15 protein-coding genes and 3 pseudogenes are annotated in these 24792 nt (G+C 37.5%); 5 read left to right on the top strand and 13 right to left on the bottom strand.

Going from position 1 to position 24792, the window contains the following annotated elements:
- Window positions 1–194: 194 nt before the first annotated feature.
- Window positions 195–710, bottom strand: a complete 516-nt coding sequence (gene sulA, locus WH390_RS11695) for an SOS-induced cell division inhibitor SulA (RefSeq protein WP_032116356.1) — start codon at window positions 708–710, stop codon at window positions 195–197.
- A 485-nt stretch (window positions 711–1195) separates the two neighbouring features.
- Here sulA and WH390_RS11690 point away from each other — a divergent pair, with 485 nt between their 5' ends.
- The gene (locus WH390_RS11690) at window positions 1196–1795 is read left to right on the top strand and encodes a TfoX/Sxy family DNA transformation protein (RefSeq protein ID WP_032116357.1); all 600 of its coding nucleotides are present in this window, start codon (window positions 1196–1198) and stop codon (window positions 1793–1795) included.
- Between the two features lie 69 nt (window positions 1796–1864).
- On the opposite strand, the gene WH390_RS11685 is transcribed toward WH390_RS11690, so the two are convergent.
- From WH390_RS11685 to WH390_RS11670, 4 genes and pseudogenes are all read right to left on the bottom strand, one after another.
- A complete protein-coding gene (locus WH390_RS11685) occupies window positions 1865–2545 on the bottom strand; it encodes a hypothetical protein (protein ID WP_148305599.1) in 681 nt (226 codons plus the stop codon).
- A 127-nt stretch (window positions 2546–2672) separates the two neighbouring features.
- A pseudogene (locus WH390_RS11680) lies at window positions 2673–3708 on the bottom strand (IS5 family transposase).
- Window positions 3709–3851: 143 nt separating this feature from the next.
- Complete coding sequence (locus WH390_RS11675; protein ID WP_406850586.1) at window positions 3852–4952, bottom strand: glycosyltransferase; 1101 nt, start codon at window positions 4950–4952, stop codon at window positions 3852–3854.
- Between the two features lie 68 nt (window positions 4953–5020).
- On the bottom strand, window positions 5021–6394 hold the full coding sequence (locus WH390_RS11670; RefSeq protein ID WP_032116103.1) for a hypothetical protein: 1374 nt from the start codon (window positions 6392–6394) through the stop codon (window positions 5021–5023).
- A 745-nt stretch (window positions 6395–7139) separates the two neighbouring features.
- On the opposite strand from WH390_RS11670, the pseudogene treB reads away from it, so the two are divergent.
- The 3 genes and pseudogenes from treB (at window position 7140) to pgmB (ending at window position 11989) form a co-directional block, all read left to right on the top strand.
- A pseudogene (treB, locus tag WH390_RS11665) lies at window positions 7140–8574 on the top strand (PTS trehalose transporter subunit IIBC).
- Window positions 8575–8615: 41 nt separating this feature from the next.
- Window positions 8616–11342: pseudogene (locus WH390_RS11660) on the top strand (glycoside hydrolase family 65 protein).
- Window positions 11339–11989: a beta-phosphoglucomutase gene (gene pgmB / locus WH390_RS11655; protein WP_032116105.1), complete on the top strand. Its 651-nt coding sequence runs from the start codon at window positions 11339–11341 to the stop codon at window positions 11987–11989. Before WH390_RS11660 ends, pgmB begins: the two are co-directional and overlap by 4 nt.
- A 175-nt stretch (window positions 11990–12164) precedes the next feature.
- On the opposite strand, the gene WH390_RS11650 is transcribed toward pgmB, so the two are convergent.
- The 8 genes from WH390_RS11650 to WH390_RS11615 are packed head-to-tail and all read right to left on the bottom strand — an operon-like array spanning window position 12165 to window position 23726.
- A complete protein-coding gene (locus tag WH390_RS11650) occupies window positions 12165–13772 on the bottom strand; it encodes an aminotransferase class V-fold PLP-dependent enzyme (RefSeq protein WP_202962594.1) in 1608 nt (535 codons plus the stop codon).
- Window positions 13741–14901, bottom strand: a complete 1161-nt coding sequence (locus tag WH390_RS11645) for an ABC transporter substrate-binding protein (RefSeq protein WP_052044932.1) — start codon at window positions 14899–14901, stop codon at window positions 13741–13743. The genes WH390_RS11650 and WH390_RS11645 overlap by 32 nt, the downstream gene beginning before the upstream one ends.
- Window positions 14898–16121, bottom strand: coding sequence for an MFS transporter (locus WH390_RS11640; RefSeq protein ID WP_032116107.1), 1224 nt, complete (start codon window positions 16119–16121; stop codon window positions 14898–14900). The genes WH390_RS11645 and WH390_RS11640 overlap by 4 nt, the downstream gene beginning before the upstream one ends.
- Entirely contained in the window at window positions 16112–17281 is a 1170-nt protein-coding gene (locus WH390_RS11635; RefSeq protein WP_032116108.1) for an NAD/NADP-dependent octopine/nopaline dehydrogenase family protein, read from the bottom strand. The genes WH390_RS11640 and WH390_RS11635 overlap by 10 nt, the downstream gene beginning before the upstream one ends.
- Complete coding sequence (locus tag WH390_RS11630) at window positions 17278–18294, bottom strand: PLP-dependent cysteine synthase family protein (protein ID WP_032116109.1); 1017 nt, start codon at window positions 18292–18294, stop codon at window positions 17278–17280. Before WH390_RS11630 ends, WH390_RS11635 begins: the two co-directional genes overlap by 4 nt.
- Window positions 18295–18305: 11 nt before the next feature.
- Window positions 18306–19709, bottom strand: coding sequence for a Y4yA family PLP-dependent enzyme (locus WH390_RS11625; RefSeq protein ID WP_032116110.1), 1404 nt, complete (start codon window positions 19707–19709; stop codon window positions 18306–18308).
- Window positions 19710–19719: 10 nt separating this feature from the next.
- Window positions 19720–21846, bottom strand: a complete 2127-nt coding sequence (locus WH390_RS11620; protein ID WP_081932911.1) for a TonB-dependent siderophore receptor — start codon at window positions 21844–21846, stop codon at window positions 19720–19722.
- A 26-nt stretch (window positions 21847–21872) separates the two neighbouring features.
- Window positions 21873–23726, bottom strand: coding sequence for an IucA/IucC family protein (locus WH390_RS11615; protein ID WP_406850585.1), 1854 nt, complete (start codon window positions 23724–23726; stop codon window positions 21873–21875).
- A gap of 223 nt (window positions 23727–23949) precedes the next feature.
- Here WH390_RS11615 and WH390_RS11610 point away from each other — a divergent pair, with 223 nt between their 5' ends.
- A complete protein-coding gene (locus WH390_RS11610; RefSeq protein WP_032116111.1) occupies window positions 23950–24789 on the top strand; it encodes a CoA ester lyase in 840 nt (279 codons plus the stop codon).
- Window positions 24790–24792 lie beyond the last annotated feature (3 nt).

Below are 24792 nucleotides of genomic sequence, written 5' to 3'. Positions count from 1 at the left end.
ACTTCAAAAGTTACAAGTAGAGGAAACATTAATCTCATTAACTTTTTAAAAGGCAATCGGTGAATTATAGATATAATTTATAACTATATTGCCATGGTTAAAGAATTAACCAAATGATTTATATTATTTTTTTTTGTTTTTGTCTATTGTCGTTTACAATTCATCAAATAGATTAGGAATAATCCTAATCTAGGCTAGTGATAATAATTAGAATGAATTTTTAGCTGATTAGAATGTCCGCTGGCACAATTTATATTTTCAGGCCGCATAACAAAGCCAATACTGTTTCCAAGCTGTGCTGCATGCTCTAAATGTTGTAAACATGATGGTGATAAAGTCGGTAACCAACCTAAGACAATATTACAATTGCCGCTAGATAATGCTTTTATCATAGCAATAACGCTCATTTCTGGGCTTAGTGAATTTATTTGTACTGTTTTATTTAACGGTAGCTCTGAATTAATCAACCAATTACGGCTTAATTTTCGGTTAGGATTTAGCCATAATAGCCAACGAGATTCATCGCGAAGCCGGTGTAATAATGATGTCAGAAGTACTTCAACCATAGGATTATTTTCATTATATACCCATTCATTAACTACGCCGTTTGAATATACTGGCGCATTTCTATAATTTGGTAATAGTAAATTTTGGACATTACTAGGTTGATTCTCTGTTTTTATTGGGTAATTCCATGTGTTGGTATTCATATTGATCTCAGTTTATTGCTGTACGCATACACAGTAATTATATATTCATATAATATCAAGCCGATTTTTACAAAGCGCTTCGCAAAAAATTAACTTTTCTGCTTAATTGAACATTTAATTGTTGCAGTTTGGATAGGATTGCGTATTTTTTATTCTGCCTGTTAAGTAGAATATTTTTATTAACTATTAATGAGTTAAGTGGATATATGCGACAGTTTATTTATTATAAATATTGAATATAAAGGGTAACTATTAAGTTATGTTTTGTAATTGGTAAGATATTTATTTAGCTATATTTAATTTAATATTAAACGATGCTTAAGGTTTTATTCGTCGCCTTTTGTATACACGATTTTGCAATAATCAAGGAGGTTTTTAAAGTGGATGAAATAACTTAATAAATTTTCTTACTATTTTAACTGATTAAAATATGGAGAAGTATAAAAATATTAGATTTGTGAGCGTTCACATGGAGAGTGGCAATTATGCTTTTATTTGATTCTCGTTTTTCTTGTTTGCAAAGCCTAATGGAAAATTATGGCCACATAAAGAAAAAACCGCATTTCGGGGGTTATTGTATTCTAGTCAATCATGTCATTATTGGGCAGGTATTGGATGGCGAGTTTTATTTGCGAGGTTGTTTATTTGCTGAGCTTCAATTTGAAGTGTCAGGATTGCAAAAACTGATTTATACCAAGAAAGGCGTTCCTCTTATATTAAAGTATTTTTTTATCAATGAAATGCTTTGGAATGATAATTTACTTTTATGTTATTACATTGATCTCGCTTATAAAGCGGCCGTGGAAGAGTTATCTCAGAAACAGCATTCAAATATCAGAATCAAAGACTTACCAAATATGAATATGTCGATAGAAAGGGCATTAGGTAAAGTAGGGATTAGCGATGTAGACTATTTAAAAATGTTAGGTGCTAAAGTTTGTTATTTAAAATTAAGGCAGAAGAAAGTCAATCTGAGTATTAAATTACTATTTGAATTAGCTGGGGCTATTGAAGGCTATCATATTGCAGTACTTCCTGAGTCAATAAAAATTGAATTAATTACTTGGTACAATAGCCTAACGTAAAGAAATACATCAAGAAAATGATTTTATGGCCAGTTTTATATTTAATAAAATTTACTAATTATAACTATTTTAGTCTGGCTCTTGTTGGTTAATAAAAACAATCAGAGAGGTGATTTCTGGCAACAGGTTAATTAATAATAATAATTGCTCAACAATGAGTTGTTCTTTGTTATTTTCTCCTAATTGTATGGTCTGGAAGCGTTGAATCAATGGGTCGTCTAACTCTTTGACTGCTTGGTTATTTAATAAGGCAAAATTCAACGCCGACTCAATATAGGCGATTGTACTATCAAGAATAGATAAAATAGTTTGATTATTAAGTTGTTCGCGATGTGCTCCCAAGGCGGAAATATAACCCAACATGCTGTGATTAAGGCAGAGTAATCTAAAAATTTTTTCTGGAGAGATATTATTAGTTTTTATTCTGGCTAGCATATCGGATAGAACGGAAACTAGCTCTGCGTCATTAATGTGGGCATCGCGACGGGCAATACGATAATCGACACTGTTATTTCTACCTTGATGATACTGAAATAAAATAGCGGCAAGATAACGGCAATTACTGTTTAATGTTTGTTGCAGGACTTTAGGTAGTTGTCGAAATTTCCAATCAGGCCAAATATAATTTACTGCAATCCAAGCAATGCTACAACCAATGATTGTATTAGTTACTCGGGGAAGCATAACGTTGAACCCTTCACCCAATAAGTTAAAACTCAGTAAAACCAGCAGAGTAATAAATAAGGGCACCTCGAAAAACTCGAAATCTTCAATGGCTCTCCGGCTTGTCTCTAAATAATTAGATGTTTTTTGATCCCCCCGCTACTAATCCTACCGTCCATTGCCATGGACAGTGTCATTTTGTCCATTCTGGGCGTTAAAAAGCTAAGATGCCGGTACGCTGGAAGTACGCCAACCGCTTTAGGTTGTAACATGCTGCCATCATCGTCATGGCAAAATTAGCGCGCACTTGCCCAATGGTACGGATCAGTTTTCTACCCATTTGTTCCATCGCCGCGAATGCATGTTCAACCCGTGCCCTAATCTTTGCAATCCGGTGGTTGCGCCCTTGCTGAGTCTTGGACAACGGTTTATTTCGATGGCCTTTACGCTGAATCTGGCTCCTATAGCCGTTTGCCTTGAGCCAAGCTTCCCGTTCCGCAGAGGGATAGCCTCGGTCGGCGTAGATATTACGGTTGGTGTTGGCCTTGTCGATGACCCTCTCGAAATGCTGACTGTCGTGAGTGCTGGCCGTATCGGTGACGATTTTTCTGATGAACTTGTACTTCTTGTCCATGTTCACAGAAAGCTTATAGCCATAATGGCTCTTACCGTGTTTTTAGTCCACGTGGCGTCTAAATCTTTTGCCGCCGCTTGGTTGGTTTCCAATGAGCAGGTATCGCTTCCTGCTTGAGTTGCTCCTTTTCGTCCTTCGTGAACGACTGCTTCGGAGCAGGTACCAAGGTGGCATCGATGATTTGGCCTCCCCGAGCTATAAAGCCTTTCTTCAAAAGCTGTGAGGTTACACCATCGAAAATGGCTTTAGCACCAGCTTCACCGATCCTGTTCTCGAACGTCCACACAGTGGTACGGTCAGGTATATTGATGGCATGGAGCAACCCACAGAAACGCTTGAAGCTCATTCTGTCCAAAAGCTGGTACTCCATCTGCTCGTCAGACAGGTTGTAGATACGCTTTAGAACTAAAATGCGAACCATGGTCTCGGTTGGAAATGGTGGACGTCCTCCTTTTTTGCTGACAGGGCGTGGTACCACATGGTCGATTTCCGCTGCCAGATGCGCAAAGTCTATACAGGTTTCGATCTTGACCAGAGGGTCGACCAACTGGTCAATCGTCTGTAGGTGATACTGGTCTGCAAGGAGGTCATACTTAATGGCGTTTCTTTTCTGCATGGTGGTCAGGGCAATAGGTCAGTTTTCGATAATTTTATCTGCGAAATCAAACTCTGGTTAGGTTTTTCGAGGTGCCCTAAAATCTTTATTATGAATAGCATTAAAACAGGCAGGAAGTGGTGGTGGGTAGCCTATGTCTTCATCTACATGATGACGAAGTGAGTTAAATATCTCATCTTTGAATTCGAAATAAAGTCTGAATGCGGGTGTTTTATAAGAATGTATCGGTTTGAAATCAATAATACTGGTTTCATTTTTGATCTCATTAATTCTATTATAGAGATCCTTAGCAACATCAGGTGTAAAAAATTAATAACTTGTTGGTTGTGAATTAAAATATTAGGATTTAATAGTGTCGGTAATATAATATTTTTCGGAATATAATCTTTTATTGAATAAAACCAGGCCTGCTGTGCATCACTCGCGGTTAAATCTTGATAATGAGTTAATTGATGGTCTAGTGGCCTTACATCTTTCATTGTAATGACGCCATTTTCGCCATAGGCGATACCATTAATAACATCGTATAATAAGGTATCAACTCTCCTACTATTAATTTTTACATATGATTTTGGTGAATATACCGGTTTTCCACCATATGCAATAACTTTTATACCAAAATCCCAATCGTCAGATAAATGTTCGACAAATTTACCATTTTGTAATTGGTAAAATATTTCAATACCGCCAACAATATCATACATATTTTTTTCAACAGCAAATCCTTTTCCATCGGGAAAGCCACCAAATAAGGAAAATGAAAAATCACGGCAGCGTAAGGTTTTATCTATTTCTTTATATAAGTTAGGCCGCTCGATAAAATCATTTTTCTCATAAAAATAATTACAAGTACCTAAATCACCATCTTGTGTGATCATTGTGTAGATCAGTTCATCAAGCCAATATTGGTCTACAATACAATCAGCGTCAGCTGATACAATATAATGTTTTTGTTGATTGCCAAATTGAACACGCCGTTTTTCAGCTCGTTGGGAGGCATAATCCATCCCTTTTTTTCTTGCTGAAGAAACACCTTGAATTTTTTCATTAATAATATGAATATCAAGGTTGTGATATTTATTTTGGCAAGTAATAATTTTGTTAACAGAATTATCGGTTGAATTATTGTCTACAAAAATTAATTCAGTATTACTAAGATCAAATAGCTTATACTTAAATTTTTGATTATAAATTGATTCTATGACACTTTCTAATCGTTCACTTTCATTATAAAAAGGGAACACAATAGATATAAAGGTTTCTCTACGCATAAATTATCCATATTAAAGGTTATAAAATCTAATTTTTAATACTAGATATTAAATATTTTATTTATTATCTGATTAGATAATAAATTTTTTCCTATATTAAAATTATGTTTCACTAACGCAGCTGTCTGATTTCGATCATTAATTAAATTATAAACTCGATGGATAAAATTGTCGTCCGGTAGTCCATCTTTTTTTGGTGAAATATTCATTAATTCAGTTTTAAAACCATGTTGTCCATAAACTTCATGATAATATTCGTAACTTGTGGATATATAACAGCGCTTATGACTAATTGCTTCTCCTATTGGATTACCATAACTGTCATAATCATATGATGTTAAGAATGAAACCATATCGCTGGAGTAATAAAGATCTTGAATAGTCGGCTTATTGTTTTCATTTTCGATAAAGTCATGCTGCAGCGGGCCAGAAAATTTTATAAAATTCTCTATTTCTAGTTTTTTTATGTATTGTCTTAGATAATTTGAATAATCACTGTTTTCTTTTTCATCACCAGCAATAATTAAATATATAGAGCATGATTTATTTTTTTTTATATATAAGTCGTTAAGCTTTCTTACTAGATAAATATCTCTTTCTAATTTTTTTTCAGGAATGATTCTAGTCGTTCTAGCGATTAAAAAATCATCTTTCGATATGTTAAATCTATCTCTTATATTCATTCTATTATGATTATTATTAAATAAATAAGTATTACGCATAACATCAATATTGATATCTTGATTACTCCAATCTTTTAGCTTTTTGGCTAATGAATCATTTAAAGTAACATATTTTATATATTTTGATTTAATAGGTTTTATTGCATAATACCAAGGATCTTGACCATATTTTTTTGATAATGTTTCGCTGTTCCACATTAGATCATGATCTCGCCATAATACAAAACATGCTAGATTTTTTTGTAAACCATATTTTTCTATGCTTTTATAGAGCGCTTTAGTATAGATAATATTCTCAGGCAATGTTCCATTTTCAATAACAAGATGAGTGATCTCTAATTTATTCCATGTATTAAAGATTAATTCAGATAATGCATTCGCAACAATATTTACCTGTTCCAACAGATTATTTTTTTCTATTAAATTCGCTTTTGTAGTTCCATTAATTAAAATATTATTTACTTTATTGATAAATTCAACCGTGTAATTTTTTAACAAATATATATCATTAATTCGCACTAATTTAAAATGCTTATCAAAAATTGATTTTTCATAACATGAATAGGGTTTGGCAAAATTTCCTTTATCAATCTTTATGTCATAACCTAAATCAATAAAGGATTCAAAACCTCGATTATTTAAATAACATGCTAATTTTGTTGCTTCAACTGTAATTCCTGAAACTGCTATGGCGTCAAATGAAATAAACATAACTTTTTTTTTATAAGGCATATTAATTCCCTACCTTTTATTTTTTTGCTTTGAATAAAAAAATATTTATCATATATAATATAAATGTTTTCTTATTTTATAATAATTATTAATATATTTTGTGATAAGCATCGAATAAAAATATTTGTCACAAAAATAGAAGTAATTTTTGCTATAATTGATATACAAATAAAAATCTTTCAAATAACACTTGTCATTTAACTGTAAATTTATTTCAACTTTTAATACATTAAAATTTTATATTAATTAGATATGTATAAACAGTTTATTAAAAATATTAAATAAGCACAAAAAAAATTATCAATGTTAAACGTTATTAAAATAATTGAAACCAAGTAATAACATTTTTAGATACAATTGAGTGAAATTTAAATCTATACATTTAAATATAGTGATTAAGATGAATTTTATTTTAGTTTAAAAAATATTTTTATTAAAAATAATTATTAAAAATTTAATGACATAAAATCATTAAGTGTTTTTTATTCTAAATAATTAGAATAAAAAATTTATTATCAAAGTAAATTTACATAATAAGTTATATTTACTTTAAACAAAAATAATAATAGCCAATACTTATTAAAATCGTGGAAATTACCATTATATTTTCAACATAAATAATAAATTTTCAAAAAAATGTATTCAATTGATTTTATGTCTATTTTTGTGATTGATCTCTATGTAATATGATTATTGATGAGATATTTTATATTTTATTATGTAAAAATACAAAATCATTAAAATTATGTTAAAAAAAATCACAATAAATCATATTCATATTAACAAGATCATTTCTACGATTGGTGGCAAAAATAATGTAAATAGTTTTACCCACTGTTTGACTCGATTACGTTTTATTTTACATGAACCAGAAAAGGTAAATATAGAGGATTTAAAAAAACTACCAGAAGTTAAAGGTTGTTTTAATCAAGCAGGGCAATTACAAATTGTTATTGGTACCAATGTAGACAAATATTATAAAGCAATTCAACAACAATTTGATATCTTAACAGGTGATGACGATAAAAAAGCGCCCAAAACAGCGATTAAAAAAAAAGACAAAACTTTGGACGCGGTTAATTACTAATCTAGCTGAAATTTTCTTCCCATTGCTGCCTGCGCTAATTTGTGGCGGTTTGTTGTTAGGCTTGAGGAATGTTTTAGGTGAAATGCCAATAGTAAACAATAAGCCATTAATGGCATTTTATCCTACACTAAAACCGATTTATGATTTTCTCTGGTTGCCTTGTGAGGCTATTTTTCATTTTTTACCGGTAGCAATTTGCTGGTCAACAGTAAAAAAAATAGGCGGAACACCAATACTAGGTATTATTCTGGGAATTACATTAGTCTCACCACAATTAATGAATGCCTATAATTTAGGTAGTCAGTTACCTGCTGTTTGGGATTTTGGTCTATTTACTATCCAAAAAGTAGGCTATCAGGCTCAAGTTATTCCCGCTATTTTTGCTGGCTTATTTTTAGGTTGGTTTGAAATATTTATACGTCGTTATGTTCCTGGTTATTTGAAATTTGTGATTGTGCCGATTGTTACTTTAAGCATCTCTGTTTTTGTTGCGCATGCAATACTCGGTCCAATAGGGCGAATGATAGGTAACCAAATTGCAGAAGTAGTCAGATTTGTTATGTTCGGTGGTTTTGCCTCAATTGGCTCCGCTATTTTTGGCTTTACCTATCCTCTATTAGTAATCAGTGGCGTTCATCATACTACGTTGGCTATAGATCTGCAGATAATGCAAGCGCAGGGTGGAACGCCAATTTGGCCGATAATTGCGCTTTCCAATATTGCACAAGCTTCTGCTGTGGTGGGCATTATTATTATTAGCCGTAAAGAAAATGAACGAGAAGTGACTATTCCGGCTGCAATTTCCGCTTATCTGGGCGTTACTGAGCCTGCGCTTTATAGTGTTAATCTTTATTATCGTTTTCCCTTGCTTTGCGCCATGGTAGGTTCTGCTTTTGCCGGTTTTATCTGTGGTGCTTTTGGCGTACTTTCAAACGGTATCGGTGTGGGGGGATTGCCTGGTATTCTTTCTATCCAACCGATTTATTGGTTAGTTTATTCATTTGCGACAATCATTGCTATTGTTGTTCCAATCATATTGACGATAGTAATTTACCGTTACCAACAGCGAAAAGGTACGCTTATTTCTGATTAAAGGATTATTTGACTAATACATTTTTAATAGTGAATTTGAATATGAATTATTTGCATGTTGTTTTTAAACCACAAGAATTAGTGGTTTACCAAGCCAAAATGAATAAGAAAATTTATCCGATAACCTATCAGAAAATTAATATATTAGAGTTATTAGAATTAATTAAACAAATTAAATTAGATTTTCCCAATATTCAAGGGGGAATATTAAAAGGAGATGCGTTAGCATTTTATTCGCCATTTTGTATCAAAATTGCTAATAATGTTGTTGATATGGAGAAATGTTTCTCTGAAATATTCAATGTCCCCTTTATTCGAACCGAAGTTTTAGTTGATGAATGTGAAGAGACATTAAAACATGCCTTAGCAGAGAAACAACAAACAATAACTTGGAGCATTGATTATTGCGGCTATAATCCAGGCAAAGCGGAATATACCACTGAGTCCTTATTGACCGTAGCAAATGGATATTTAGGGTTACGCGGGACATTACCTGAAATGGTAATCAGTGATGATACCTATCCGGCAACTTATCTTGCAGGGCTTTATAATCAAGCTATTTCTGTAATAAATGGCCACCAAGTTCATAATGAAGATTTCGTTAATGCACCCAATGCACAATATATCTCGTTACGTATTGGCCAAGGTAAATTTGTTAATCTTACGGATTTTAAAGTTATTTCTCTTTATCGTCGATTAGATTTAATGACAGGAATTTTATCTAGTGAATTACAAATTGAAGATCAAGAAGGGCGTCGCTTAAAAATAGATTGTCGAAAATTTACTAATATGGCAAGAATGACGCACTATAGTATTGAATATCAATTTTGTCCTTTAAATTTTTCTGATCAAATCACCATTTGTAGCAAAACAGATGGTGGAACGTTTAATTATGGTGTTGAACGCTATCGTTCACTCAATTCCTCTCATTATCAAATAAAAGATTTAAGTGTTGATAAGCATAAAACTTATTTATTAGCGCAAACCTTTCAAAGTCAAATCGGGATTGGAGTTTCGACAGAAATTAGCGGTAATTTTTTTGCGCCAAATAATGTCGAAAATAGGATAAATGAAAATAGTATTGTTCAACAGGTGGTTTTTTCTGCTCAACAGGGTAACTGTTATCGGTTAGAGAAAAATGTGGCGATCGCTATTTCTACTGTTTTTAAGCAAGATTGGCAGCAGATAAATTCATGGCAGTTGCCTGATTTTGCTACCCAGTTAGCAGAGAGTCAGCTTGCCTGGCAAACGCTTTGGCGGGAAAGCGATATTGTCATTGCTGGTGATATGATGACGCAAAAACTACTGCGTTTACATACCTACCATCTATTAGCTTCTTGCTCCCCATTAACGAATGGTAAACATAAATTAGATGTTTCTGTTACTGCTAGAGGTTTGCATGGAGAAGCTTATCGAGGGCATATTTTTTGGGATGAAATATTTATTCTGCCATTTTATATTATGCATTTTCCGACAACCGCTCGCCAATTATTAATGTAACGTTATCGGCGGTTGCCGGCTGCAAAACATGCCGCTCAGCAAGCTGGTTTTCAAGGTGCTATGTTTCCTTGGCAATCAGGTCATGATGGTAGTGAGCAGACGCAAACCTTACATATAAATCCGCTGACAGGACAATGGGATCCTGATCATAGTCACTTACAGTGTCATATTTCTTTAAGTATTGCTTATAATGTTTGGCTATATTGGTTAAATACTGGCGATAAGCCATTTATGATCGATTTTGGGTTGGAATTATTAATTGAGATTGCCAAGTTTTGGCTGAGTAAAACAGTCTGGGATGCGACTACTAATCGATATCATATTGATGGCGTTATGGGGCCAGATGAATTTCATGAATATAGTTTAGGTAATAAAGAAGCCGGTTTGCAGGATAATGCTTACACTAATTTAATGGTGGCATGGTTATTTAATCAAATTGATCTGATAGTTTTATCTTTGTCAAAACAGGATTTAAATAATATCTTAAATCAAGTTAATATCGATAATGATTTTTGGCAGCAACTAACAACCATTAAAGAAAACTTAGCGTTGTCAATTAATGAGCAAAATATTATCGGGCAATTTGATGGTTATTTTGCCCTTGAAGAAATTGATTGGCAAAAATATCGCAATAAATACGGTAATATTTATAGGTTAGATAGAATCCTACGCGCTGAAGGGAAATTAGCCGATAATTATAAGATTGCCAAACAGCCAGATTTATTAATGATATTTAATAACTTTAACCAAGATGTTGTTAGTTCATTATTAGAGAAAATGAATTATCCTGCGTCTGATAATTATGTAGAAAAAAATTTCAATTATTATTTTTCTCGCACTTCCCATGGCTCGACACTATCCCGTGTTGTTCATGCGTCTTTGGCTGAGAATATTAAATCGTCAGCTTTATCTTGGCAATTATATCAAGACGCTTTATTTTCTGATTATCAAGATATTCAGGGTGGAACGACCTCAGAAGGTATTCATACTGGCGTAATGGCGGCCACCCTCAATATGACAATTATGACATACGGTGGGGTAGATATTCGTCAACCGTTATTGAAAATCAATCCTTCATTACCTACTCATTGGCAGCATCTCCAATTTAAGCTGTGCCATTTAGGCATTAATTACCAATTTTTTATCACTCGAGAACAATTATCAATTGGATGTGATCAGGATACTGAGATACAGGTGGGTGAGCAGCAGTATCGGATTTCTGCCGGTAAAATTGCTAATGTTGTTTATAAGAATGAGGTAGTTGCATGAAGAAGGGCATGATCTTCGATCTTGATGGTGTTATTGTCGATACCGCTTTTTATCATTTTAAAGCTTGGCAATATTTGGCTAAACAAATCGATATTGATTTTGATGCGACCTTCAATGAAACTTTGAAGGGAATAAGCAGAATTGAGTCATTGGAGAAAATTTTGCATTATGGTAATAAAGCCGATGTTTTTAGTGTGGCAGAAAAAAATGCCCTGATGGACAGTAAAAATGATTACTATGTAAAATCACTCAGTAAACTGACAGAAAAAAATATCTTGCCTGGGGTATTGCCTTTTATTAAGCAAGCAAAAAAAAAGAAAATACCTTGTGCGATAGCCTCCGCTTCTAAAAATGCCACAATGATCCTAGAGCAACTGAATATTAAAGATTATTTTAATGTAATTGTTGATCCTCACTCTTTATCTAAAGGTAAGCCGGATCCAGAGATTTTTTTAACAGCGGCCAATTTAATCGATGTATTACCTAATGAAGCGATTGGTTTTGAAGATTCACAAGCAGGAATTACAGCATTAAATAGCGCGAATATTTTTTCTGTTGGCATATCGTCAAAAGACAATTTAGTGGGTGCAGATTTACGAGTAGACTCTTTTGAAAAAATTAATTTTGAGCAACTGTTATGTCTATAACTGAATGCTTTAATTATTTAATATAAATAGTAAACATTTAGTAAAATAACCTCTTTTGCATCTTTAGGTCAGGCAACAAACTAGTCATTGAGGTTGGTGATATATAGTTTTACTTATAAATGTTGACAGCGCTTTTTCACTGTCAGCATTTATAACAGCCATTACCTTAATGTATTTAAGAATATGTAACGGGCATGTTTTGCAACTGCTGAATACTAAAATCAACAACAGGAAGTTCTGGAGAAAATAGATGTCTGGTAGTTTTATATGGAAATATTTTCCCTTTACTTACAATATGTTCTCTAATTTTTTCAGGGCAAAAAGGCTCACCGTTACACCAGTGGTAAACACTTACACATTCATAGGTATAATCAAGCATGACACAAGGAAGACATGCTAGACCTAACCGATATGCAGCACAATATCGATGATTACCATCCATAATAATCCCAGTTTGTTTTTCTATTGGGACAGCCGTTATCCATCTCTGACAGTGAATAATCTCCTCTACTAATATTTCTACATGTTCAATGTTGACCTCTTCAGATGGACGGATCAATGCAAGTGGTCGCAATACTACGTTATATATCATGTTTACCTCATCTGATATCAGCAAGTACGTTAAGTAGGGTATCAATCTCTTCTTCACTGTTGTATGCATGCACAGATGCACGTACGACAGCGTCAAGTCCACGATTTTCATATCAATAAATGTTGAATTAAATCGTGAACAGGAAACATTCATACGACGTGGATGAGTGGATAGATACTTTTGTACATTTTCTGGAATAATATTCTTGACGGTAAACGTAACAATCCCAGATAAATATTTCCCGCAATCATGTATCTGAATGTGAGGTAAATCCTTCAGACCGGTTCTAAGTTGTTTACCAAGATGAAGAATTCGTTGAGTTATATTTTCCTGGCCTAATGATGTAGCATATGCGGCTGCAGCTCCCAGACCAAGACGATCCGCAATATTAGCTTCCCAGCATTCAAAACGACGTGCGCTATGATTAATGCGATAATGATTAGCACTTTCCAGCTTCGCGGCATGATGATCAAGCAATATTGGTTCTATAGTTGAGCTTAATATGTTATCTATCCACAGAAAACCAGTACCACGTGGAGCACGTAAGTATTTGCGACCAGAAGCGGTTAGTACATGACAGCCAATTTTTTTGATATCCAATGGTAAATGCCCAATTCCCTGGCAGGCATCCAGAAAAAACCATACGCCTGCTTCACGCGCGAGTGCACCAATTTCCTCGACGGGTTGTATCGGTCCACCATGTGTAACAAGCAATGGTAGGCTTATTAATCGGACATTGGGATTATCCAATGCTTTCTTTAGGTGTTCCAAACAAACAGCACCAGTTTCATCTTCATTCAGTACTTTAACCTTTATACCATCTCGTTTTTGTCTTTGCAGATAAGGTATATAATTTCCTGCATACTCAGTTGTTGAGGTAAGAAGAGTGTCACCAAATTTCAATGGTAAAGAATAAAAAGCCATATGCCAGGCACGAGTCGCATTCTCCATCAGTGCGATATCAGCAGGTTTTGCATTGATAAGCGTTGCTAGTTCCTGATAGACATTTTCAATTGACTGTCGCTGGATCACAGCAGCTTCATAGCCACCGATGGTGATTTCTCTGGAGTAATGTTCCTTTATCGCACGTATAACTGGTTCAGGCATTAAACTTGCCCCGGCATTATTAAAATGGATGACATGCTCCGTTCCTGGAGTATCAGCGCGAAGCTGTGTCAGACAAAGTGTCACTATTATGCCCCTCTGCTTTCAGACTAACCATATATCCTGCTAAGTACGGAATGGGAAGGAATTCATGATGAAGACGACGAAATGTATCATCGGGATCAAGTTCACTAAATAGTTCAGGATGGATCCATTTTGCTAATTGCTGGATGGCAATGACATCGTAAGGACTGTTGTAGAACTGATGCCAAATAGCGAAAAATGCATTATTATGCTGAGCTGAACTGTTTTTATAGGCAGGGCGGGTAGTAAACCATGCTAGTCTAGTTTGGGCTTCTTTAATATCCGCACCAGGGCCGAGAGGTATCCATCGCCCACCAGGTACTGATGCCTGAAAATTACCACTGGTCAAAATTACTATATCGGGATTAGCTGATACTATCTGCTCTGGATTGATGGTAAAAAAGGAACCTGGAGATAACGATGCAGCTATGTTTTCTCCCCCAGCAAGTTTGACAAATCGCCCAAAACTTCCTTTACCAAACGTCATACAACACTCATCTGAATATCCCCCTAGACGCTCAAGAAACACTTTAGGTAGGGGAGACGTTAACTTATTTACCTGGGAGGTTACACGTTTTAGCTCCATATCACGGAATTGAAGGTAGGCGGTGGCAAGCTCCATTTTGCCAAACAGTTTGCCAAACAGTTTTACCGTCGGGGGAATATGTGCTATTGGTTCATAACGAAAGTCAACATAGACGATAGGGATCCCGGCGCTGGAAAGCGCCGCTTCATATCCTGAATCTACGATCGCTTTTCTTGCATCCATGTTCATGATGATAACGTCAGGTTTGAGGCTAATGGCCAGCTCTACATCGAAAGTTCCCTGTTCGCTACCACCAAAAGTAGGGATTTTTTCCAAAAGGGGAAAACGTTTTCGATACTGTTGCCATGTCGCTGGATCTGACTGAATTAAATCCTTTCTCCAGGCAACCACTCGCTTAGCTGGATTTTCCTTATCTAACATTGCAACAAGGTAAAGTTGTCGACCTTCGCCTAGGATCACGCGCTGAACCGGAAGTTTGACTGACACAGTTCTACCGAGGAGATCGGTCACCGGAGTAGCTATTTGCTCCGCTTGTACACTGGAAGAAATTAGCAGTATGGTAAAAAATAAAAACCTTACTATCATAGCTCATACCCTATAGATTTATTTGATTCTTTGGAGGAGTGGCTAACTTTCAACGTGATAAAAAATGTGATGAGATACATTACAGCGACACAAATAAACAAAGCAGGCAATCCTGGCCAAAGAAGAGTTACTCCACCAAGAGCAATACCCGCAATAGAAGCAAACTGGCTTATACTTTGTGTCAGGCCAAGTACATAACTTTGTTCTCCCTTGGCCGCGGCACGAGAGATTAATGCGGTTAGTATGGGTGTTGTTGCGCCAAGCAATACTCCCCACAAAAAATAGAGGGCAATAAACAACCCAGTTTGACGCACAGCTGCAAGCAGCAAGGTTATAAGGAAACAACCGATTATTATGCTCAACATACGCTTTAGGGTGGCGTGCATATTATGAGGTTCGAACCACCGTGCCCAAAATGTAGCAGAAACGATTACACCAGTAGCCTGTAGACCATATGCCAATCCTATCAACCAGTTCGGAGCATTGAAAAGGCTGGTAACATAAAGTGAAAACGGGGTTTGCGTTATCATTCTGCTCATTAATAGCAGACTAAGAATAAGCAATAATCCAACCATTGCTCTATTATTGACGGTACGTAAAGTGTTTTTTCCTTCTGGGAGAGGGGAGGCGGTCGATGTGCTTTTAGTCGGGCCATCATCAGGTAATACTAGGAGCACCAAAAGAGCACATAGAGCACAAATAATGGATGCACTCAGATTGATCCAGAAAAAGCTCAATAGATCGAGAATAGCTCCGCCAGTGATAGCACCCAAAAGTGCTCCTGTATTGGTAGAAACCTGCAACCATGCGAATAAACGTGTATGTTGTGATGCCGGTACCATGGCAATACCATAAGCCTGTGCTGGAGCGATATACCCGGCACAAGCGCCCTGAACAAAACGCAGAATAAGTACAATCCATACATCATTTGCGAAGGCGAGTCCTAACTGCGTTAGAGCAAGGCCAGCCAGTGCGCGGATCATCATTGTTTTATTACCGATCCTGTCACCAACGCGCCCCCAGAACGCGCTTGTCAATATAATGCCTAGCATAGGGGCAATATAAACACCGGTGCCGGCAAAACTCAGCAGTTCCTGCGATGTCATACTTGCTAAATGTAACGGCCAGAAAGGTCCGCTCATCTCCATTGCGCCCATTGAGAGCAATTGTACGATAAACAAGAACTGAACAATAAACACTACGCTACCTGTCACGCGCATTCTGTTACCACCCTAATTTCCGGCCAACTGGCGGGGATAGGGACGGTGGCACTGTTTTCCCCTATATACTCACAACACCAAAGATAGATTTCATTGATATAAGGCACTGGCACATTAAGGCGTTTTCCAATAGCAACCAAAAGGCTAAGACCACAGGCAATATCTTCCTGAAAGACTCTATGGTGTTGATCAAAAACATATCCTTCTTCATTTTTAGCTTTAATCAGAGGGAGCGGAATTCCTTCGTATGCCTGATTCGTTCTTAAAACACTTAACAATGTACGAGAATCAGCAATAAGATCACCGTAGGCCTCGACGATTTCCTGCTGCAAAGGTTGTACTGAGCTGAGATCGATGTGAAGTGCAGCCTCAGCTGCTTTACGTAGCAACTGATTTTCTTCATCACAACGGGCAAGGAAGTAGGCACCTAACTCTGGGCAATCATTCCACCAACAAGGGATATGGCTAAAGGAATGTTTGTGCCACTGCCCCCATGGACCGATTAAACCGTAAATTACGGAGCCATGCATAATTGGATTACCTGGAGTTAGGGTAATTTCGAGGTAATCAGCAAGTAGCATCACAGGTGATTCATAAAGTTGGTTTAGATAACCAATTAATATTTCAGCCATTTCTGGCTTTTCTCTACGGTGTAATGCAACATAAAGATGTGATTTAGCGCCACCAAGTTTGACACTTTTCCCCCGGATAAGCTCAAAAGCAATATGGGAAACATCTTTCATCCCCCATAATACGATGTTAGGAAGAGTTCCTAAATGATACTCTGCCAGCCAGTCAAAACCACCAAAACCAGGAATTGCACCGACAAACACCGGTTTATTACGTGGCAGTGCTGGCTGAATAAGTTTTAGTACATTATCTCTTACATGAATTGGTGTAGTAATTATAATAATATCTGCATCACGGCAAGCTTCATAAGGACACGCTGTTACACAAGAGGGACTCGCTTTTAATAGGGTTCCGTCATTCAATAACGCATGAATTTGCCTACCATTTTTTCTATAGGTGGCAGGAAATTCGGGTTGGCTGCTGAAAAGCGTAACGTCGACTTTAGGATTTTGACTGAATAAAACCGCTGCAAGGTGACCGGTATTACCAGCACCACAGATAGTTACTTTCAGTTTATACTCAGCGATCATGATTTACACTCCAGAATTGCGGAAGAAGCAAACCAGTTATCAAGTTGATCCCAGATTTCTGGAGCAGTCAAATCTCGTTCTTTAAGCCATTCTTCATTGAAAATAGTGTGCAGATATTTTTCACCTCCATCAGCGATGACCAGCGCCACATTGCCCTTGATTATCCCTTTACCGATTAGTTCTAGCGCCTTATAAATTGCTCCCCCAGTAGAACCGCCAACCAATAAACCAAAACGTCGAGCAAGATAACGGGCTGTTTCAAAAGCGCAAGCATCAGAAACCTGTTCGCCGTAATCAATGCAGCTATAATCTAGCACTAGACCAACCGTATCCCCTTTTGGTGTTCCTGTCCCTGACTGGTAATATGGCTTGCCTGGTTTGCCAAATACGATGGAACCTTCCGGTTCAACAGCGATAGTGACAGTATCAGGATTATGAATCTTGAGCCCGTGTGCAATACCCGTTATCGAACCACCAGTGCCGACGCAGCCTACCCATGCGTCAACCCGACCAATTTGGTGGACAATTTCACGAACCAGATCAGCATACCCACCTGCGTTGGCGGCATTATCAGATTGATTCATAAAGACCGCACCTGATATTTCACTGGCAATCTCGGCGGCCATACGTTGGCGTTCAATAACAGCGACTTCATTTTCACCATAGTCACCTTTAACATAGCGGATCTCAGCCCCCAACGCTTGCATAATGGATATTTTGTCCTGAGCAGCATGGTGATCGACAACGGCGATAAATTTAAGACCAAATTCAATAGAGGCTAACGCTAATCCAATACCGGTGTTTCCAGAAGATGACTCAACAATCGTTCCACCCGGTTGGATGCGCCCAGATTTAAGTGCCGCAACAATCATATTTCTGGCCATACGGTCTTTCATACTACCACCAGGGTTATTTTTCTCGACTTTGATGTATAACCGGGAGTCTGCTTGTGTCAATGGCAACTGTATGACAGGAGTATTGCCAATTAAATCAGTTACTTTGCTGAAAATCATTTAAAAATTCCTTAATTGTCAACGGTGAACATCAATTTCTTACTGGGATTCATCAATGCGGTAAGTCTTGTTGGAAGTGGATGACGATGGAATTGATTTTCCAGTAAATCCATCTGATAACCGGCAGTGTTAACAAAGACCAAAAGATCCCCAGGTTGAGGTAAGTGAAGAAACGAAATCAGTCGATTAGTAATGACATCTTCATCCAGGCAACTATGCCCAGCAATCCATGCTTTCCCTGGTGAGTGATTTTGAGCGTGATTACTGGATCGAAGATGGATTGGGTCGATCAGAAATTCAGAATTAAACCAGGTCTCGCAAGCACTGAAACTACTACCTTCAACAAATATAACAGAACTGTCATCGGTGTGAGGGCGGACTCGACATACTCGAAATACGCTTATGGCGCTCTGATTTACCAGGCTTCTACCTGGCTCAATACAAAGTGTTAAACCTTCCTTACACAAAATATCAGATATACGATCACCTACAGCGTTTTGACTCTCTAGAAATACTGTTAACCATTGTTCAGCATTGAGTTCACCACCATATGGGTAAAAGCATGCAGGAATCTTACCCGTACGATAATCTGCAAATTTTTGTGAGGATAACCAAGTTTTGTAACACTGACTTTCTACATACTGTACTGGTAACCCTCCTCCGATATCGATAATTCGAGGATCTAATCCAAGGTTACGGGCGTATGTAATTAATGGTAAGGTGTCAAGCAAAGCACTAACCCTTGTTTCAGGAGCATAACCGCTGAGATGAAAATGAAAACCAGCAAGTTCTAGGTGCTTATTGTCTGCCAGAGAATGAAGAGCGATGATAATTTCATCACTTAACATACCAAAACGGCTGGAGCAATTTGCATCTGGACGCAGTCGTAGCAATAGACTAATTTTTTCGAAATTTCCTCTCCAGATCTGAGCAAGTTCAATAATATCCCGTAGTTCCTGATAAGAATCTACCGCAATCCGTGCCCCCTTAAGAATTAGTTCCTGCAAAAAATCACGCGTTTTGGCCGGCCCAGTTGCGCACAGATCAACTCCATGGCATCCAGCACGTATGGCATCATGTAATTCCTGGAGGCTGGAAACATCTGCACCAGCTCCAGCAGATACTGCAGCTTGTAGTAGTGCCTGTGATTTGTTAACTTTTACCCCATAATAAAATTTACTTTTAATACCGAAACTCGCTGTAACCGCAGCCATAGCTTTAAGATTATTAGCCACAGTATGCGGCCAGACGATATTGAGTGGCGAGCTATACATATCCGTTAAGCAGGTAAGAATTTCTGGTGACTGTAGTAACCAGTCAGTAATTACTGGATCGAGGTAGGGAGGTAAATCTCTGGCAAAGTTTACCTGCCAGGAAGTTTTTTGGGGATTAGCAATGTTGAGTAGTGAAGACATTTTTATTACCTCAAAAATCAACGGTTACTGAAGCAAGAAAAGTGCGTGGAGCGCCTTGTGCAATCGTGCTGTAGGAAGCAACGCCTGCCCAGTAATGACGGTCAAACACATTCTGCACATCAAAACGCAAGGTGGCCGGAATACTATAAACTTGAGTTTTATAGGCAACCCCCATATCTACAGTTATCCATGAACCAATAGACTGAGTGTTTGCCTGATTGACATACTGTTTTCCGCTGTAATTAATTTGACTGTTCAGCGAAAGTCCATTTAATACTGGTAAGGCATATTTCACGCCTAGGTTTGCTTGTACTGGAGATACGCCAACAGGTTTATTACCTCGAACACCAGAGGTTGGTGATTTAGTCAGTTCAGCATCAATCAGTGAGAGACTTCCTGTCATGCGTAGACCCTCCGATGGTTCCCCTGAAAGATTCAGTTCGATCCCTCGGTTGCGTTGTTCATTGTTAGTGCTGAAGGTATTATTACTATCAATTGCTCCACTTGGTTTTGTTATTTGGAAGAGTGCAAGGTTAATCAGAAGTTCACCTAGATTATATTTGACCCCAACTTCGTACTGGTTTGAGCGATAAGGTCGCATAACCTGGCCTGCATTCTTAGCAGTTCCAGGAGCTATATCGCCTTTACTAAGTCCTTCAATATAGTTTGCGTATAGTGACAAAGATTGCCATGGTCGATAGACCAGTCCAAGCATTGTGGTAAAGGCCGATTCGTCATACGTCGATGAGCGTTCTCCGTTAGCGGAAAAATTATCGGAACGAACTCTTTGGAAACGAATACCAGGGATAATATCAACACTGCCATCGAGAAGTGTAAGCGTATCGGCTAATGCCAGACCACTCAGTTGGTTTGAAGATATTTTGGGTACATGAGTTGGGGTAGGTGGCATAGTGACATCTTCTGCTGTTGGAGAGTAAATATTGGAATTAACCTTTTGTCCCCATGTACTAGCAACAGCTAGGCGATCATGATAGTAACTGGCCTGAAACGTCATCTCATGTTCTACTGGTCCGGTTGTAAAATAGCTCTTAGCACCGGTTTCTAAAGTGTAACGATTTACATTAAACCGAAAATTAGTAATAGTTGATACGACATCTCCTCGTTCATTGATAATGTTTGGTGTTTGTTCCGATATGCGTGAGACAAAAGAACGACCACCTCCTGCGTTAGCAAAAAAGGTTACATTATCATTAATGTCGTACTCAGTGTGGAGTAATACACCTTGGTCACGGATCTTCCACCACATTCCCTTTTGAGCAATGTTTGTCTTTCCATCTGGAGCTGCTGGGACATCAATATTGGGGGAAACGGTAAAAGGTCGGTTAGGTGATTTTGCGTGCTGATATTGATCCAGTAAGTCAAGAGATACCCGGAATCCACCTTTTGCATAATCAAGTGCAAGTGCGCCAAGAGCTGTATTTTTACTGGCATTATTTAGTGATAAATTACCACTATTACCTCCACCATTAAAACGAATTCCCCACATTTCACCATCTGGATTTGACCATAATCGGCCAACATCGATGTAGGTACCAAATTGGCTATCTGATTCCCAAGTTGTTGTAATCTCAGTAACATCCCTATTGGTTGCACGTTTAGTTACTGCATTGATTACACCGCCAACACCGCCATTAGGTGACATACCGTACAGCCCAGCACCTGGTCCCTTAAGCACCTCAATGCATTCAAGATATTGGGTTAAGAGTTGATAGTTAGGAGCAACACCATAAACACCATTCAGTGCGACTTCACCAATGTTACCTTCACCAAGAGGAAATCCCCTTATCATAAAGGAATCCAGAATACCGCCAGAAAGAGCGGTAACACGGACTGACGAATCGTGTTGAATAACATCTCCAAGCGTTTTGGCTTGACGATCATTAATATATTTAGAAGTGTAACCTTTGATACTGAACGGGGTATTTTGTACGTTTTTACTTCCTAACAGGCCAATATTGGCTCGTTGTATAATATCGCCATCGTCAGTTGCATTTGATGTTTTTCCGATAACAACAATTGGTTCCTCCTCGCTGGCAGCGCTCAGCGTAATGTGGCTAGTAAAAACAAAAGTAGTTAGATGGCATAGCAAAATAGTTTTATTACGATTTACTGTCATCGCTTTATTCTCAGAAATCACTCTTATCAGGCGAGCAGAGGGTTATTAAGACCATGTTGTATACGGTAATCGGTATATTGTTGTAAATGCATTTTCATTAATGAACGCGTGAACCATGGGTGATGCATGAAATGCTGTCGTTCCTGATCCCAGAATTGTTCATCAAGACGTGGTCGTAGTTCGTTGAAAACACGTTCTAGTTCTTCACCGAGAATGTTCCACATCCGATTATCTGTAATGTGATAAAGATCGGTCAAAAACCAAGCAAGTTCGTGTAAGTGACTAACAAAGCAAGCATCCACGACGAATGTTCTCACGGGCTCAATGTCGTCTTCAAATACAGTGGATAAAATACCTGGCCATGAATAAGGTTTAAGTTCATAACCTTGTTTACGAAGAGCAGGAGCCCAAGTGCGGCCATCACCAAAGTCACGAATAAGCATTGCCTGCGCCATACCCTTTTCATCAAACAAAATCTGAGTATTTTGTTGATGAGCCTCGAGAGCTACTCCATAAATCAGATACATTGCCAGGACAGGTTTAAGCACAATGTACGCATAATTACGGAACCAGTTACTCGGATCCTGACCCGATAATTCAATAAATTCACTGACTACTGGTAGTGGTCGGTGAGGTAATTCGGTAAATAACGCCGCGACCGTTACTGCCAGCGTATTAGACTCTATTTGCCAAGGTGATGTGTTGCGGAATACGACTGAAAGGAATTCACCTTCCGCATCATTTTTCCGTTCCGGATGAAGGAAATGCCATGCAGCCTCTTCACGGAAGCAATCAAGCATACCATCAAAGCCATTTTCTGCTTTTAAGATCGCATCAATGATTGTACTGATGCGTGGACCCATATGAATCGATTTAGCTTGCAAACTGCGCATTTCACTTGTCATCCAGATTGCGACTGGTAATTTGATAAAAGGCAATTTAGATGAGGTTGGTAGCATAGTCCTGAATGACATGGAAGGAGCTGTTTCAAGCATAGGGCCATCGGTCAGGAGTATTCCATCTTTAATTTCTTTCGCAAAATTTTTATGGATCCAGTGTTTGAGATGCCATGGATGGAGAGGAAGGGGAAGCCACATGCCAGGTTCGAGTCCTTCATTTTTCAACCACTCACACCATATCGGCCAAGTATCAGGAAAAACCTCTGAAAGCCATTGATGAATATCTTTAACATGAGGCATTTTTTCGCAATATATCATGTCTGCTCGTAAAGCCCCTATACGAAGGGTAACTCGAGCACCAAATTCGGCAGATAAATCTTCAATATCCTGCTCATTCAATCCTGGACGAGATTTCCAGGTTGGATAGTAGGGATGTCCTTCCAGTGCTCCCCATTGATCGAGGAGAGTCGCTCCATCACGTATATCATGGTGTGCCATTACCCATTTGGTAAAAAATCTTTCATCATCCTTTGCCATTTTTTTGGCAATAGTTGCCCGCCAATTCTTCCTGTGTTTTCTAGCCATTCTGTCATTGTGGATGCTATTTGCGACATCATCATTGAATTGGTTTATTCCTTCCATGGTTGGCCTGAAATCAAGATCATTTAGAATAATATCAATCAAATGTTCATGTGTTTGAATCTGTACTTTATGGCCATTGGAACTTTCAAGGAATATATCCCCTCTATTAATAATTGTATTGGCTGGATAAATTGTTGTTTTTTCAAAATGAAGTTTGCTAATGCCATCAGAAAGAGGGTATGAAATCTGATTATTAGAAATAATAACTTGTGTCACATCCAATAACTTTTCTGCAAAAAGGCATCGGACTATTCTGGTCAGTGCGTTGCGCATTGAATAATCAAATAAATTGGTATGATTATTCTTATTCGTGCTTAATTTCCCTGGCTGTTCCATCATTTTCTCTTTCTAGGTTAGAGTGTTGAAACTATAAAAATCATACTTTTTGAAAAAATAATACTAATCACGTTACGAGTCTTGAAAAATTCAAGTCACTAAGTTAGCATCAAAATTAATTCATGTAAATGATAATAAATATCATTATCATTCGTATTGTCTATTATCGTGACCAGTTTGCAAAATGGATAAAATTAATTTATTATCAACAGATTAGGTGGTTTTTATGAAGGAAGATGTCACATATCTTTTTGTCCCTGCAAATAAAAAGGAGTTATTTTCTAAAGCTCTTGAATGCGGTGCCGACGCAATAATTATTGACCTAGAAGACTCTGTTCACCCTGCAGAAAAAACTCATGGGCGTGAGAATATTGTGAGTTGGTTTGCTACTGTGAATGGGGATTCGATTACAACGAAAATTTATATCAGGATTAACCATCCAGAATGTGTTGACTTTATTCACGATGTAAAAATGCTAAATTCATTAGTGGGGGCTTCGATAACAGGTATTATGGTGCCCAAAATGGAATCTGGCGATACGATAGATAGAATAAAAAATCATTTAACAGATAAACTGACAGAACTCCCATTTATTGGCATCATCGAAACAGCCCGAGGAGTACACTGCTCTTACGCTATTGCTACAAGTGGTATTACAAGAATAGCATTTGGCTCTCTGGATTATTCTCTGGATATAAACTGTCAGCAAACGTCGGATGCATTTCTTTACGCACGGAGCCAAATTGTTGTAGCCTCACGTGTTGCTAACCTTTCAGCTCCAATTGATTGTGTAACCCCTGATTTTTTTTCATCCGATACTTTGTCTGTTGATGCACAACACGCTCAATCATTAGGTTTTGGTGCGAAATTATGTATTCATCCAAAACAAGTTTCTATTGTAGCTAAAGTGTTCTCGCCAAGTGAGGAGCAAAAACAATGGGCCAATAAGGTTATTGAGCAATCGAAAGATAATTACGCTTTTCAGGTAGAAGGAGTTATGGTCGATTTACCATTGATAAAGCAGGCTTCACGTCTACTGGGAAAAAGTGACAGAAAATTTAAATAAAAA

The sequence above is a fragment of the Candidatus Arsenophonus nilaparvatae genome (assembly GCF_045346035.1).
Taxonomy (GTDB): domain Bacteria; phylum Pseudomonadota; class Gammaproteobacteria; order Enterobacterales; family Enterobacteriaceae; genus Arsenophonus; species Arsenophonus nilaparvatae.
The sequence above is the reverse complement of the archived record's forward strand: the minus strand, read 5'-3'. Positions and strand labels throughout refer to the sequence as shown.